Annotated in this window: 14 protein-coding genes; 8 read left to right on the top strand and 6 right to left on the bottom strand. The window is 57.1% G+C overall.

What is annotated here, in order from left to right:
• Position 1 precedes the first annotated feature (1 nt).
• Positions 2 to 1,000, bottom strand: a complete 999-nt coding sequence (locus JM93_RS08410; protein ID WP_145342234.1) for an MBL fold metallo-hydrolase — start codon at positions 998 to 1,000, stop codon at positions 2 to 4.
• Between the two features lie 186 nt (positions 1,001 to 1,186).
• On the opposite strand from JM93_RS08410, the gene JM93_RS08405 reads away from it, so the two are divergent.
• The 5 genes from JM93_RS08405 to JM93_RS08385 all read left to right on the top strand — a co-directional run bounded on the left by JM93_RS08405 (position 1,187) and on the right by JM93_RS08385 (position 6,060).
• Complete coding sequence (locus tag JM93_RS08405) at positions 1,187 to 2,158, top strand: LysR family transcriptional regulator (protein WP_145342232.1); 972 nt, start codon at positions 1,187 to 1,189, stop codon at positions 2,156 to 2,158.
• Between the two features lie 244 nt (positions 2,159 to 2,402).
• A complete protein-coding gene (locus tag JM93_RS08400; protein WP_145342230.1) occupies positions 2,403 to 3,173 on the top strand; it encodes an ABC transporter substrate-binding protein in 771 nt (256 codons plus the stop codon).
• 124 nt (positions 3,174 to 3,297) lie between these two features.
• Entirely contained in the window at positions 3,298 to 4,011 is a 714-nt protein-coding gene (locus tag JM93_RS08395; protein WP_145342228.1) for an ABC transporter permease, read from the top strand.
• Positions 4,008 to 4,835 (top strand): ABC transporter permease, encoded by an 828-nt coding sequence (locus tag JM93_RS08390; RefSeq protein ID WP_145342226.1) that lies wholly within the window; start codon positions 4,008 to 4,010, stop codon positions 4,833 to 4,835. The genes JM93_RS08395 and JM93_RS08390 overlap by 4 nt, the downstream gene beginning before the upstream one ends.
• 61 nt (positions 4,836 to 4,896) lie before the next feature.
• Positions 4,897 to 6,060: a trans-sulfuration enzyme family protein gene (locus JM93_RS08385; protein ID WP_145342224.1), complete on the top strand. Its 1,164-nt coding sequence runs from the start codon at positions 4,897 to 4,899 to the stop codon at positions 6,058 to 6,060.
• Positions 6,061 to 6,139: 79 nt separating this feature from the next.
• On the opposite strand, the gene JM93_RS08380 is transcribed toward JM93_RS08385, so the two are convergent.
• Together JM93_RS08380 and JM93_RS08375 are read right to left on the bottom strand one after the other, a co-directional pair.
• Entirely contained in the window at positions 6,140 to 7,396 is a 1,257-nt protein-coding gene (locus tag JM93_RS08380; RefSeq protein WP_145342222.1) for a M24 family metallopeptidase, read from the bottom strand.
• A 123-nt stretch (positions 7,397 to 7,519) separates the two neighbouring features.
• On the bottom strand, positions 7,520 to 8,386 hold the full coding sequence (locus JM93_RS08375) for a LysR family transcriptional regulator (RefSeq protein ID WP_208995036.1): 867 nt from the start codon (positions 8,384 to 8,386) through the stop codon (positions 7,520 to 7,522).
• Positions 8,387 to 8,506: 120 nt separating this feature from the next.
• On the opposite strand from JM93_RS08375, the gene JM93_RS21705 reads away from it, so the two are divergent.
• On the top strand, positions 8,507 to 8,662 hold the full coding sequence (locus JM93_RS21705; RefSeq protein WP_155197327.1) for a hypothetical protein: 156 nt from the start codon (positions 8,507 to 8,509) through the stop codon (positions 8,660 to 8,662).
• A 570-nt stretch (positions 8,663 to 9,232) separates the two neighbouring features.
• On the top strand, positions 9,233 to 10,114 hold the full coding sequence (locus tag JM93_RS08370; RefSeq protein ID WP_145342219.1) for an NAD(P)-dependent oxidoreductase: 882 nt from the start codon (positions 9,233 to 9,235) through the stop codon (positions 10,112 to 10,114).
• A 285-nt stretch (positions 10,115 to 10,399) separates the two neighbouring features.
• On the opposite strand, the gene JM93_RS08365 is transcribed toward JM93_RS08370, so the two are convergent.
• Together JM93_RS08365 and JM93_RS08360 are read right to left on the bottom strand one after the other, a co-directional pair.
• On the bottom strand, positions 10,400 to 10,933 hold the full coding sequence (locus JM93_RS08365; RefSeq protein WP_145342217.1) for a hypothetical protein: 534 nt from the start codon (positions 10,931 to 10,933) through the stop codon (positions 10,400 to 10,402).
• A gap of 442 nt (positions 10,934 to 11,375) precedes the next feature.
• Entirely contained in the window at positions 11,376 to 11,867 is a 492-nt protein-coding gene (locus JM93_RS08360) for an Lrp/AsnC family transcriptional regulator (RefSeq protein ID WP_145342215.1), read from the bottom strand.
• Between the two features lie 237 nt (positions 11,868 to 12,104).
• Here JM93_RS08360 and JM93_RS08355 point away from each other — a divergent pair, with 237 nt between their 5' ends.
• Positions 12,105 to 13,070 carry a sulfurtransferase gene (locus JM93_RS08355; RefSeq protein WP_145342213.1) on the top strand — a complete coding sequence of 322 codons (966 nt, stop codon included), beginning with the start codon at positions 12,105 to 12,107 and terminating at the stop codon, positions 13,068 to 13,070.
• A 25-nt stretch (positions 13,071 to 13,095) separates the two neighbouring features.
• On the opposite strand, the gene JM93_RS08350 is transcribed toward JM93_RS08355, so the two are convergent.
• Positions 13,096 to 13,752, bottom strand: coding sequence for a uracil-DNA glycosylase family protein (locus JM93_RS08350; RefSeq protein ID WP_145342211.1), 657 nt, complete (start codon positions 13,750 to 13,752; stop codon positions 13,096 to 13,098).
• Positions 13,753 to 13,826 lie beyond the last annotated feature (74 nt).

Here is a 13,826-nt window from a genome sequence, read left to right as displayed (position 1 = left end):
GTCAGAATGTGTAGGGCCAATCGGCCGAGACAAACCTATACCCCTCACCGTCCTTGACCACATGGCCAAAGCCCGGGAACGGAATGTGCATGCCGGCGAACATCACCCGGTCGGCAGCGGCTTCGTCGAAGAAGGCTTTCCGCGCTGAAACGGCCATTGCGGGATCAATGTCAAATCCAATCGCCCAGTCCGGTTTTGCGAATTGATAAACCGACGCGTGCACCACATCGGCCGCGATGATGAGGCGTTCCCCGCCGCTCTCAATGACATAGCCTGTGTGGCCTGGTGTATGCCCGGGCATCGGCTTTGCGGTGATGCCGGGAACAATTTCTTTTGCACCGGTGAACATGGACTGGGCCGATTTGTAGGCATCTGCCGCGGCGCGCGCACCCAGGAAAAACGGTTTAAACTGTTCGGGCGCTGCATTCATATTGGCATCATCATACCAAAACGTGTTGTCGGTCTCCGGCAGGATCAATTCGGCATTTTGAAACGCCTTGCCGCCCGCAGGCGTCAAAACCCCGAACAGATGATCCGGGTGCATGTGAGTGATCAAAACCGCATCAATCTGGTCCGGCGTCACGCCAGCCGCCTCAAGCGCCTTGCCAAGATGGCCCAGCGTTGGCCCCATCTTGTCGGAGGTGCCCGCATCAATGAGCACTAGTTTGTCGCCAGTGTTGACCAGATATGCAGAGACCGGCCCGGTCAGGGCCGTGCCTTCGACAAAAGCTGCCTTGCGCAATTTAGCAGCTTCCGCATCGTCCAGACCGATGATCAACTCAGGACCGAGCTGCAGATACCCGTCCAGCAATGCTGTGACTTCAAACGCGCCGACCTTCCGGCGCAAGGCTCCTGCCATGGGTGCGCCCGCAAGGGGGGCTGCAGCCTCGGCACTGCCTGCAGTCAGGCTAAGACCGCCAGCCGCCGCAACCGCCGCGCCGCCGGTCAGTGCGCCGGCGAGCAATCCGCGGCGGTTAAGTGAAATTGTTCCTTCGTTCATGACAGTCTCCTTGCCGTTTTGCGTTCCACCCTTTTTTGGCCTTCGCCCGGATGGAATATGCTTGGCTACGCAAGCGATGCCCGTCAATTGATTTATTTTTCTGGATTTTAAAGCGGTCAAATTTTTATAAGAACTCAAAGACAGACTTATGAATAATGTGCGATTTCGAGCAAAACGGCGGTCACCATGGACAAGATCAGTGCCCTGACAAGTTTCGTTCATGCGGTCAAACTGGGCAGTTTTTCCGCAGCAGCCGCCCATCTGGGCATTTCCCAACCAGCGGTAAGCCAACAGGTTCGTACGCTGGAGGAAACCCTTGGCACCCGGCTGATCACCCGGACCACCCGACGGTTGTCTATGACAGAGGCCGGCGAGCGGTATTTTGCCTATGCTTGCGATATCCTTGAACAAATTGCCGAGGCGGACCGTTCGGTTCAAAGCGCAGAAGCGCAGATGAGCGGCCGGCTGGCCGTCAGTCTTCCGGTCGGTTTTGCCGAAACCGTCCTGGCCGAGTTTGTTGTCGGGTTCAAGAAGGCGCACCCGGATATTTTTCTGGACATCCAGCTCACCGACGATTTTGTCGATCTGCAAAAAGAGCGGGTGGATGTGGCGATCCGCATGGGTGACATCCGCGATGAACGGCTGATTGTGAAGAAACTGGGCGAAGCCCACCGCTGTTTTGTGGCGTCACCCGACTATCTGGACCGGCGCGGGCGTCCGGCAACGCCCGCCGATCTCAAGCACCACGATTTTCTGCTTTATCCGCGCACCGCTGCCGATGGGCAACTGGCCCTGCAGGGCACATGCGGCAAACGCACCAGCATTCCCGTCTCCCCGGTGATGGTCATCAACAATTCGGCAACGCTGCGCCATGCGGCGTTGTCGGGCCTTGGCATCAGCCCGGCGGTGTCCTGGCTGGCCAAACCGCATCTGGACAGCGGCGCGCTCGAAGTCATCCTGCCCGACTGGATGTACCCGGCTCACCCGATTCATGCCGTTTATCCGTCGAACCGCTATATCCCGCTGAAAGTCCGCCGGTTCGTGTCGGATATGACCGCGTTTTTCAACGCCGCAGGCGCTTTCTGCGCGCCTCCCGTTTCATCAGACAAGATTTTTTCACAAGCACGGCCGGTATTGATGGACGCATCGACAGGTTGAGCCCTCTTCTGCCGCTTCCGCAAAACGCGCAGAGTGACGCTGCGTTCAATTGAAGTGACCGCCTATTTCTTAGCCAAGCTCATCATATGATCAGCGCAGGATGTCTGGCAAGGACGGTGTCAACTTTAAATTTTTGCTGAATACGGTTGAAATTTCGGAAAAAGTGTTGGGAATATGACGCTTGGGCGTTTTGGACGAACACCGTCCTCAAGGCCCCAAATGACAAATCTCAGGGGAATAAAACATGCGTATTCTGCGTTTGGCTGCAGCAGCTGCCGTTGTCCTAGCCGGTGTCGGCGCCGCTCAGGCTGATGACTGGAACAAGATCCGGATCGGGACCGAAGGCGCCTACCCTCCATTCAACACCCTCACTGCTGACGGCCAGCTGGTCGGCTTTGATATCGACGTTGCCAAAGCGCTCTGCGAACAGATGAATGCCGAGTGTGAATTCGTCACCCAGGACTGGGATGGAATGATCCCGGCGCTGCAAGCAGGCAAATTCGACGCGGTCATTGCGTCCATGTCGATCACCGAAGAGCGTAAGCAGAAAGTCGACTTCACCAACAAATACTACAACACGCCGCCGGCGATCGCCGTTCCGAAGGACAGCAGCATCACCAGCGTTGAAGAGATGGACGGCGTTCTGCTTGGCGCGCAATCTTCCACAACGCACTCGAACTATGCGGAAGAAAAAATCTCCGGCGCCGAACTTAAGCTCTACCCGACACCGGACGAGTACAAGCTCGACATCGCAAACGGCCGCATCGACGCTGTGATTGATGATGTTGTGGTCCTGTCCGAGTGGCTGGACACCGACGATGGCGCATGCTGCAAGCTCTTGGGCACACTGACACCGGATCCGGTGATCAACGGCGAAGGCGCAGGCATTGCGATCCGCAAGGAAGACACGGCTCTTCGCGACAAGTTCAACGAAGCGATTGCTGCCATTCTTGAGAACGGCAAGTACAAGGAAATCAACGACAAGTACTTCACGTTCGACGTGTATGGCGGCTGAGTATCTCAGACCTTCCAAGCAGGAGCGCGGCGCGCAACACCGCCGCGCTCTTTTTATAGCCGCTTGAGAATAACAAGCGGGTGCAAAGAACAATCGGACAACGACAAGAAAGCAGCGCAAACCCATGGACGAGGTTCTGACGCTCATTTCCTTCGGGGATCAGGGCTGGGGCGACGAGATCGCTGAAGGCGTTTTGGTGACGATATCGCTCGCCATTGCAACGCTTCCCTTCGGGCTTGTGCTCGGGTTCATCATCGCTCTTGCCAAGAAATCGGATGAACCGTCGGTGCGCATGGCGGCTAATATCTACACCACGATTTTCCGCGGATTGCCGGAACTTCTGACCCTGTTTCTGGTCTATTACGGGGTGCAGATCGGCATTCAAGAGCTGACCAAGCTCATGGGTTTGGACGTATATATCGAGGTCAACTCGTTCGCTGCCGGTATGGTGGCCCTGGCGCTGGTGTTCTCGTCCTATGCATCGGAGGCTTTCCTGTCGGCTTTTCGCGGCATCCCGCAAGGCCAATATGAGGGCGGCTATGCGCTTGGTCTTTCGCGGTTCAAGACACTTCGGCTCGTGGTCTTGCCGCAACTGATCCGCCTGGCTCTGCCCGCACTCGGAAACTTGTGGCTGATCCTTTTGAAAGAAACTGCGCTTGTCTCCGTGATCGGGCTGTCCGATCTGGTCCGCCAGGCGGGGATCGCGGCGCGTGTCACCAAGGAGCCGTTCCTGTTTTTCGGCATTGCCTGCCTTATCTATCTGGTCCTTGCCATGATTTCCTCCGCCGGGTTGACGCGCATTGAGGCCTGGTCGAAACGGGGAGACACGGCACGATGACAGCTGCTGATCCGGCGACCGGCATGAGCGCCCCTCCCCCCAAGGCCCGCAAATGGACGGGGGGACGGATTACCGGCCATGTGTTGATGGCCTTGTGGATCGTTTCCGGCGCCTATCTGGTCTATTACCTCGCCCTCAACATCGGCAGCCCTTTCGTCCAAAGATACTGGGGCGAATATGTCGATGGGTTTTTCATCACCGTCCAGATCGTCGCCATTTCACTGGCCATCGGCGCCGCGCTGTCGATCCCGATCGCCCTGGCCCGGTCGTCGAAACTGGGGATCTTCCGCTGGCCGGCTTATGGTTATGTCTACTTCTTCCGCGGCACACCTTTGCTCGCCCAGACCTTCCTGATCTATTACGGTGCCGGGACCTTCCGGCCAGAGCTGCAATCCATCGGGCTTTGGAGCTTTTTCCGCGATGCGTTCAATTGCGTGATCTTCGCGTTTTCGCTGAACACGGCCGCCTATCAGGCCGAGATCCTGCGCGGGGCAATTCAAAATGTCTCGAGAGGCCAATGGGAAGGCGGACAGGCGCTTGGACTTTCCAAGGCAGTCATCTTTGTGAAGGTCATCCTGCCACAAGCCCTGATGGTGGCTTTGCGGCCTTACGGCAATGAGATCATTCTGATGATCAAGGGATCTGCGATTGCCTCGATCGTGACAATTTACGACCTGATGGGCGAGACCCGGCGGGCGTTTTCCCGGTCCTACGACTTCCAGGCCTATATCTGGGCAGCGGTGCTCTATCTCCTTATCGTTGAAACGCTGCGCCGTATCTGGGACAAATTCGAGGCCCGCCTCACCCGGCACCTGAAGCGCTGAGGCGCTTCAGGACCTGCCCGTTTTTCATCCGTTTATTTGTCATTTTCAGTGGAGGCCAACCATGGCTCAGGACACCCGCAATTCGCGGCTTCACCCCGAAACACTGCTTGCCCATGGCGGCGGCGGCTTCGACCCGGCCACCGGCGCAGTCACACCACCGGTTCCAACAGCCACCACTTTCGTGCGAGACGAAGCCTATGAGCTGATCAGTCCGTCGCATCTTTACAGCCGCGACGACAACACCCTGTTCCGCAAGACCGAGGATCTGATCGCCACATTGGAAAACGGCCAGGAAAGCCGCCTTTTCGCGTCGGGCATGGCTGCCGTTGCTGCCGTTGCCCGGATTGTCAAACCCGGCGGAACCATTTTGCTGCAATCGGGGATTTATTGGGGCACCACGTTGTTCTTGCGCAAGCATTGTGAGCGCAACGGCATCGCGCTGGTCGAAAGTGACGCCGCCGACCTTCAAAGCTTCGCCGACGACATCACCGTCTCTCAACCGGATCTGGTGTGGATCGAAGTGCCGAGCAACCCGTATCTGAAAGTTGCTGACATCCGCGGCATCTCTGAGCACTGCAAGCCAGTGGGCGCGGTTCTGGCGGTAGACGCAACAGCCGCCACTCCGCTGGTCCTCAAGCCGCTCGATTTGGGTGCAGATCTTGTCATGCATTCGGCCACCAAAGCCCTCAATGGCCATTCCGATCTTTTAGGCGGTGTTGTCACCACCCGCGACAAGGACAGCGATGCCTGGACGTTCATTCGCGAGGAGCGCAAGCTGGCCGGGGCTGTGATGGGCTCGTTTGAGGCCTGGCTGCTTCTGCGCGGCCTGCGCACGCTCGGCCTCCGGGTAGAGCGCATGAACGCGAATGCTCTCGCCCTGGCGGAGTTTCTGGAAACACATCCAAAAATCGAAAAAGTGCTTTATCCGGGCCTTGCCAGCCATAAGGCCCATACCCTGGCCGCCGGCCAGATGAGCGGCGGATACGGCTCGTTGATGTCCATATTGGTGAAAGGCAGCAAGGAGGAGGCCCTGAAAGCGGTCGGCGACCTCAACGTGTTTCAGCGCGCGACGTCTTTGGGCGGCGTCGAAAGCCTGGTCGAACACCGGTACACGATTGAAGGCGAAGAGTCCGGCATCCCCGGCAACATGCTGCGCCTGTCGGTCGGCATTGAGCATTTGGGTGATCTGAAAGCCGACCTGGATCAGGCCCTCGCCGAAATCTGACGTCGGCTGGGGCACCACGCATAGCAGGTTCAAAGCCTCACCGCCCCACGGCGGGGAGGCTCACATGCGCCACCGCGTCCTAACGCAGCAGCTCGTCTTCAAACGGAAACTGCGACAAGAGCTCGATTCCGGTGTCGGTCACCAGCACCTGCTGCTCCAGCTTGACGCCTTCCTTGCCGTCCGCCTCGCCAATGAAGCTTTCAACGCACAAGGTCATGCCCGGTTCGACAATGCCGTCATAGCCCGCGTCGGGAAAATCGCCGTGGTGATAGAGATACGGATATTCACCGGTCATGCCGCAGCCATGGGCCGACAGGTAATAGCGGTTCTCGTAGTATTTTTCGGGAATGTTCCAGGCGCGGTCCGCATAATCGCGAAAACTCATGCCCGGCTTCAGGATGCCCATATTGTGGTGCACCTGCTCATGGGCCGTCTTGTAAAGCTCGCGCTGCACCGGGCTCGGCTTGTCCGGGCCCGAATGGAACGTGCGCGAAAAGTCCGAATAATATCCATGGCAGCCGACCACATCGGTATCCAGCGCAATCAGCTCGTTTTCGCCAATGATGTTGGACGAAGTTTCCTGAAACCACGGATTGGTGCGCGCGCCAGCATTCAACAGCCGGGTTTCGCAATAGTCGGCATTTTGGGAAATCACCGACTGATGCAGCACGGACCACAACTCGTTTTCTGTCATGCCGGGCCGGATTGCGGCCCGCAGCTTGCCGACGCCGACCTCGGTCGCGCGCAGCGAGGCGATCACGCATTTCATTTCTTCCGGCGACTTGATCGCCCGCGCCATCTCGACGGGCTGCTGGGCATCGACAATGGTCAGCCCGCAGTCCTTGAGCGCGATTGCGACCCCGGCATTCAGCCGCTCCAGCCCCAGCGTGGCGCCCTTGCCGACAAGGCCGGTGACCGTGTCCGCCATCTCGATCGCCCAGCGCCGCTCACGCGCGGCAATGTCCGGCCCGGCGGCAACAAAGCTCGCAGTCGCAGCAGGGCGTACCTCGTCCACCGTCTCGTAGCCGTTCGCAAGATGCAGGGCGCCGGTAAACTCGAACAGGATCGACCGGTCCTGCGTCAAAAGCAGGTAGCGCGCCGGCGCGTTGCGCTGGGAAAAGACCTGCATGTTGCGTGTGCCGGTGGCGTAGCGGATATTGACCGGATCGGATAGGATCACGGCGTCCACACCATATTCCGCCATTTTGTCCCGCACCCGTTGGCGCCGGTACAGCCGCACGGCCGCCAGATCAATGCCTTCGCTTTCCGGCGCCCGGTCGAGCAAGGCAATGCCCGACAAATCGCTGCGCTCCGCGTGCCAGTCAAAATTGGCCATGTGCGTCGTCTCCTCAAGAACCGTACTTTCCGGTACTGTACAGGATCGCGCCATTTGGTGACGAGGCCGGATTGGACGTTTTCCGTTCCGTATCCGGCGTTTTTTTTCACATCTCGCGGTGATTTAACCCATAGCCGGGGCGCAGCAATGCGCCCGCAGCCAGGAGATGAATGTCTTTGCGGGGGGACGGATCACACCAGGCCGGCTGACAATGTAATACCCCGATCCTTCGCTCCGGATGTCCTCGAACAAGACCCGCAAGGTTCCAGCCTCGACTTCCGATAAAACAAAGACTTTCGGCATTACCGTGATGCCATGTCCGCGCCGCACCCCGTCCAGGATCATGTATCCGGGCAGCTCGGTTACATTCGGGCGGGTTTCGGCCACAACACCATTTTGCTGGAGCCACAAAGACAACTCATTGATGCCCAGCTCCTGCAGCCAGGGAAACTGCAACAGATCCTGCGGCTTAAACGCAGGCGCATCGCCAACAAGACAAGTTGCTCCTACAACAACGTAGTTGCTCGGCAGAAGCAGCTCGGCCTCCAGGCCCGGCCAGTCGCCATCGCCGTAGCGGATCGCGAGATCCACCCCGCCGGGCTCCAGCGTCACCAGGCTGGCCGTCGGGTTGAGCATCAACTCTATGTCCGGGTGTTTTTCGCGAAAGTCAGAAATGCGCGGCATCAGCCAGCTGACGGCAAAGGTCGGCGTCATGGTGATGCTCAGCGGCCGGTTCGCATTGGCCTTTGAAAGCGCTTCAATTGTTTCTGCGATCCTTGAAAAGCCCTCGTTCAACCCCTCGCTGAGCTTTAGACCCTCCGGTGTCAGAGCGACACCCCGGCCCTCCCTTTGCACCAGCAGCAAGCCCAGATGCGCCTCCAGGCTTTTGATCTGCTGGCTGATGGCCGCATGGGTGACGTTCAGCTCCCGCCCCGCCGCAGACAGGCTTTTGGTTTGAGCCACCGCACCAAAGGCACGTAGGCTGGCCAACGATGGCAGGTCCCGCCACTTCATATGTAATTTGACCTTACATTTGAGAAATCTTCTTGAGTCGCATTCATCCGATAAATAATCCACTTTAAGAGCATACACAGCGCAGGAGACTGTAAGATGAACTATCAGGCTAATACATATGCACACCAACTGGCAAACCGCTTTACCACATTCACACGCCCGGACCCCCGCACACAGCATCATCTGGATGCGGCCAGCGAGAAACGCCTGCGCCATTCCCGGCTGTGGCACCGAAGCCCGTACTGGCTGTAAGCGGCCCGTCCGCCGGCTTGCTTGCCAAAGGTGTGTTGAGCGCCCGCGCCGTCCACCGTCCGGCGCGGACGTTTCACTTCACTACATTACAAAATATTCATGAAGTAATAATAAGCAAAAAATGAAAATTTTTTAAGTTTAAACCATTCTAACCGTCATCTATATATTAATCAGGAAAGCAAAACGGCAAAGAAACAGATAAAGTCATGTCCTCCAAACACATTCTGAGCTTTGCCGCCTCCCTGTTTTCCCGCTTCTCCGCCCGGTCGCAGGACATGCGCCCCGCACGCGGGAAGGAAAAAATACCGGAGACGCCACAAGAGAATTCACTCTACTGGCATCCCCACTACTGGATGTGATCCCGCGCGCACCCTCCCCCCAGCCCCACAGCGCGGCGTTGCATTCTTTAAAACGGTCCGGTCACCCCGCCGGACCGTTTCTTTTTTGGCAAAGGTCCGGCGCCGCGAATGGGCCTGACAGAACCGCGCCGATGCCCTAGAACAAGCCAGCTGGTATTATTGACTTTCTGGCCCGGTGTGATCCGGGTCTTTCTTTGCGCGGGAGGTTTTCATGGCAAAGGTTGCATTCATCGGTTTGGGTGTCATGGGCTACCCAATGGCAGGTTTTTTGAAAACCAAGGGTGGCCATGACGTCACGGTGTATAACCGCACGGCTGCAAAGGCGGAAAAATGGGTTACCGAATATGGCGGCGCCCATGCACCGACACCGAAAGCTGCTGCAGAAGGCTGTGACATCGTATTTGCTTGCGTCGGCAATGATGATGACCTGCGCTCGGTGACAACCGGCCCGGACGGAGCCTTCCATGGCCTCAAATCCGGAGCGATCTTCGTGGATCACACGACGGCGTCCGCCGAAGTCGCGCGCGAACTTTATCAGGCAGCCAAGGAAAAAGGTTGTGGCTTCATCGACGCTCCAGTCTCCGGGGGCCAGGCGGGTGCGGAAAACGGTGTTCTGACGGTAATGTGCGGCGGCGACCAGGACGTGTTCGATCAGGCGAAACCGGCGATTGAGTGCTTTGCCAAATTTGCCGGCTTGATGGGCGAAAGCGGCGCCGGCCAACTGACCAAGATGGTCAACCAGATCTGTATTGCTGGGCTCGTTCAGGGCCTGTCCGAGGCGATCCATTTTGCCAAGAAGGCGGACCTGGATGTGCCCAAGGTCATCTCAGCGATCAAAGGCGGCGCCGCCCAATCCTGGCAGATGGAAAACCGCTGGGAAACAATGACCGACGGCAAGTTTGACTTCGGCTTCGCGGTCGACTGGATGCGCAAGGATTTGGGCATCTGCCTCAAGACCGCCAATGACACTGGCGCGCGCCTGCCCGTAACGGCACTGGTCGACCAGTTCTACGCGGAAGTCCAGGCCATGGGCGGCAACCGTTGGGACACGTCCAGCCTGATCGCTCGCCTGGAGAACGCCGAGAAAAAGTAACGGTTTGCTGAGCCGGTGTCCGGGCACGGCCGGGCACCGGGTTCGCAAACACTCAACTACCATGTCTGGTACGGCACGGCATTGGGCTATTTTGCGGACACATCTGCTCTTCTCCTGTTGCCGATGGACAGTGTGGTCCACGGTTTTTCGATATCCTGGATCCAGACTTGGCAGCATATACCAGCGCTCCGGCAAAACAGTTATACGATCGACCCCATGGTCAAATCATCGAATAAGGTTTGCCTAAACCGGTGAGGATGATCCGGGACGACGATGCCAGTCAGCTCAAAATAGCGGTCCACTTGGCCACAATTCCTGCACTACATCCAACTGGATCATGGGGAGGTCCTCGGCTGCAAACTTGTTCTGCCGCACCTCATTTCTAATGAACGCCCTTTGACCACTGTAGTCAGTTAGTCTTGCAACCGGAGCTTCATTGTTAAGGAGACTGCCTATGTGTTCGTTTACATTTTGGATGATAGCCTGTGAGTCATTGGGTGTAATTTTGATTCCAGACTTGATGTATTCGTTGAGTATTTTCTTGTGGCTCTCAAGCCCCATTCTTTGATTTGCCGTTATCGAATTTCCGATTTTCGTGATTTTTTCTGACACCATATTCAAAAGTATTTGCGGATCTGCGATGTCAGGCTTTATCTTCCTTTTAAAATTGGACTTTTGCTGCGCCGACACAGTCAACTTCGGTTTGTTTGGCGCAGGTGACAAGACCGCCTTGTCGGAAGCAGCATCGTTTTCGTCCAACGGCTTTTTTGAAAGGGCAAGGGAAGCGTATTTATTGTTAAGTGAAAGTGCATAAGCCATATAAAATCTCCATAGAACTAATTCTATGAATCACATAGCCCACTCCCGAAATCGCATTATTTAAATACATTAACATCTAAACCGTTTTTATTATATGAAACACAGCCATGTTGTCCTAATTTTTTCCAATTAGTCAAAAATTTACTTACCAACGAAAACACCAACAACATGAATAGACAATAAAGACATACGCATACTGTTGAAATTCTGTTTCATCCTGAGCCGCAATCGCGAAACAGTCGATACTAAGGCGCAAACATGGCGCAACAGTATATGGTGATTGACCGTTATTCGTGGACGACTGTGGCTGTATAAATGCCATGATCAAACCATGAAAAGACAGGCGGCAGGGCCACTAAATACGAACCCGCCTGCGTCTTGCGGAGGCGGGTTCGAAAATCCCCCAACGACGGATAAATCGCGCCTCCACCCAAATCTGATGTCAGCGCTCTTCAGCGCGCGGCTTTTCAGCGGCCACATATTGCAGCGGCAAGGCTGAAGTGTTCTTGATCTGCTCCATGGCAAAGGTGGTCGACACATCGCCGATATCGATCTTCGCGATCAGGCGCTTGTAGAAGCTGTCGTAAGCCTCGATGTCCGGCACAGCGACCCGCAAGAGATAATCCACCTGCCCCGCCATCCGGTAGAACTCGACAACTTCCGGGAACTCCCGAATGACATCGGCGAATTTCTTCAACCAATCCTCAGAGTGCTGGTTGGTGGTGATCGAGACGAAGGCGGTCACCTTGGCATTGACCTTTTTCGGATCGAGGATCGCCACCCGCCCGGTGATGACACCTTCCTCTTCCATTTTCTGGATACGCCGCCAGCATGGCGTCGTGGACAACCCGACCCGGCGCCCGATTTCCGCGACCGGCACCGTGCAGTCTTCCTGCAAAATGGACAGGATCCGGCGGTCAATACGGTCAATCATCAAGCGTCCTTTCGCTCAAAAGGTGTTCCCGGCCCAAACGCCCCCGGTGGCAGACAGTCATAGTTTCCAAAAACGGCGCAGTTCCTAGAACGCATTTCCAAAGGCCGGGACTTTAGGCGGAATATTAGATTTTTCTTCTTCTGAAGTGCGGTGTTTTCCTTGCCGAATTCCATGGCGAATGTCAATTACCGGCATGATAGAGAAAATTTTTCCCATCCGCAGAGAAGGAGCGTTTTCATGCTGACAGCGATAGCGACCTCCGTCAGCCGGTTTGCTGCCGTGGTCTTGGCCAGTGCAATAGGCTCAGTCGCGACCGCCCAGGCGAGTGCGCCGGCCGTCACCCCGCTTGTGTCCACCCAGTGGCTTGCCAACAATCTTGAAAACGACAATCTCATTGTCCTCGACATACGCTCGCCAATCGCCGAGGCCGGCCGTGATGACTACCTCAAGGCGCATATTCCCGGCGCCCTATGGAGTGAATATCCAGGATATTGGCGTACCGAGCGCAACGGCGTCGCCGGTGTCGTGCCGTCGGTCGACAAACTTGAGGCAGCCCTGTCGGATCTCGGAGTATCTGGGGACAAGGCAGTGGTGATCGTTCCGGCCGGCACGTCCAGCCTGGAATTCGGCGCCGCGACCCGAATTTACTGGACATTCAAGTATCTTGGCCATGAGGCCGTTGCGATCCTGGATGGCGGTCATCAAGCCTGGGCTTCGGAAGGCCGCCCGCTGCAGACGGGTGACGTCACACCAACAGGCGACCTGTTTGTTGCGGAGGTGAATGAGGATCTTCTGGTATCGACCGACCAGGTCGCCGAGGCCCTGGACAGCAACATCGTGTTGCTGGACGGCCGGCCGCAAGACCAATTCAAGGGCAAGGCCAAGCACAAAAAGGCCGTGCGCTACGGTCACCTGCCGGGAGCAGTGAACATCGACCAAGCCGGTTTGTATGACCCGGAGACCAACCGGCTGAAAAACGGCAGCGCTCTTGAAAAGCTCATACCCGCCAACTTCGGCAGTGACGAACAACCGGTCATTTCCTACTGCAACACGGGCCATTGGGCGGCAACCAACTGGTTCGTCCTGAACGAAGTGCTCGGCCGGAAGAACGTGACGCTCTACGATGACAGCATGGTCGGCTGGAGCCAGCGCCAGGACTTGCCAGTCAACGCAACCGCTGCTCCTGCGGATGTTGCCAACTGACGGGCCCTCCTCTACTCCCCAAACTTCAAAAGCCCGGCGCTAACAGCCGGGCTATTTTTTTGCGCAGGACCGGTAAGAGGTTCGTCTCGAACCACGGGTTCTTCTTCAACCACGCATTGTTGCGCCAGGACGGGTGCGGCAGCGGCACAAAAGCGGGTGCTCCCGGGGCGCGATCAGCCTCCAGATAGGTCTGCCAGGCCGCTACCGTCTCGGTCAGCGATTTTCGGCGGTGCGGACCCAGGTGATAGGCCTGCGCGTATTGGCCGATCAGAACAATGAGCTCGAGCTGCGGCATCGCGGCGAACAAGTCATCATGCCAGGCTTTGCGGCATTCGGGGCGCGGCGGCAGATCACCGCCCTTGGCATCGAGACCGGGAAAGCAAAAGCCCATCGGCACGATGGCCAGCTTGTCCCGGTCGTAGAATGCGGCCTCATCAACACCCATCCAGGCGCGCAACCGATCCCCCGAGGGATCTGTGAACGGCCGCCCACTGGCATGTACACGTGTTCCTGGCGCCTGCCCGCAAATGCACACACGCGCAGTGGCCGAAACCTGAAGGACCGGGCGCGGCTCATGCGGCAGCGGATCCTTTTCCGGAGTGTCCCGGCAGATCCGGCAAGCGCGGATCCTGTCGGCCAGAGCGTCAGGCGTTAAGTGCGGTTTATCCTGCAATTTAGTGATCCTGCTTACCTTCTGTTTACCACGTGTTTGAGGGTGATCTTAAGGAATGATGAGTCACAACATCTAATAACAGG

Source organism: Roseibium hamelinense (assembly GCF_007830545.1).
Classification (GTDB): Bacteria; Pseudomonadota; Alphaproteobacteria; order Rhizobiales; family Stappiaceae; genus Roseibium; species Roseibium hamelinense.
The sequence above is the reverse complement of the archived record's forward strand: the minus strand, read 5'-3'. Positions and strand labels throughout refer to the sequence as shown.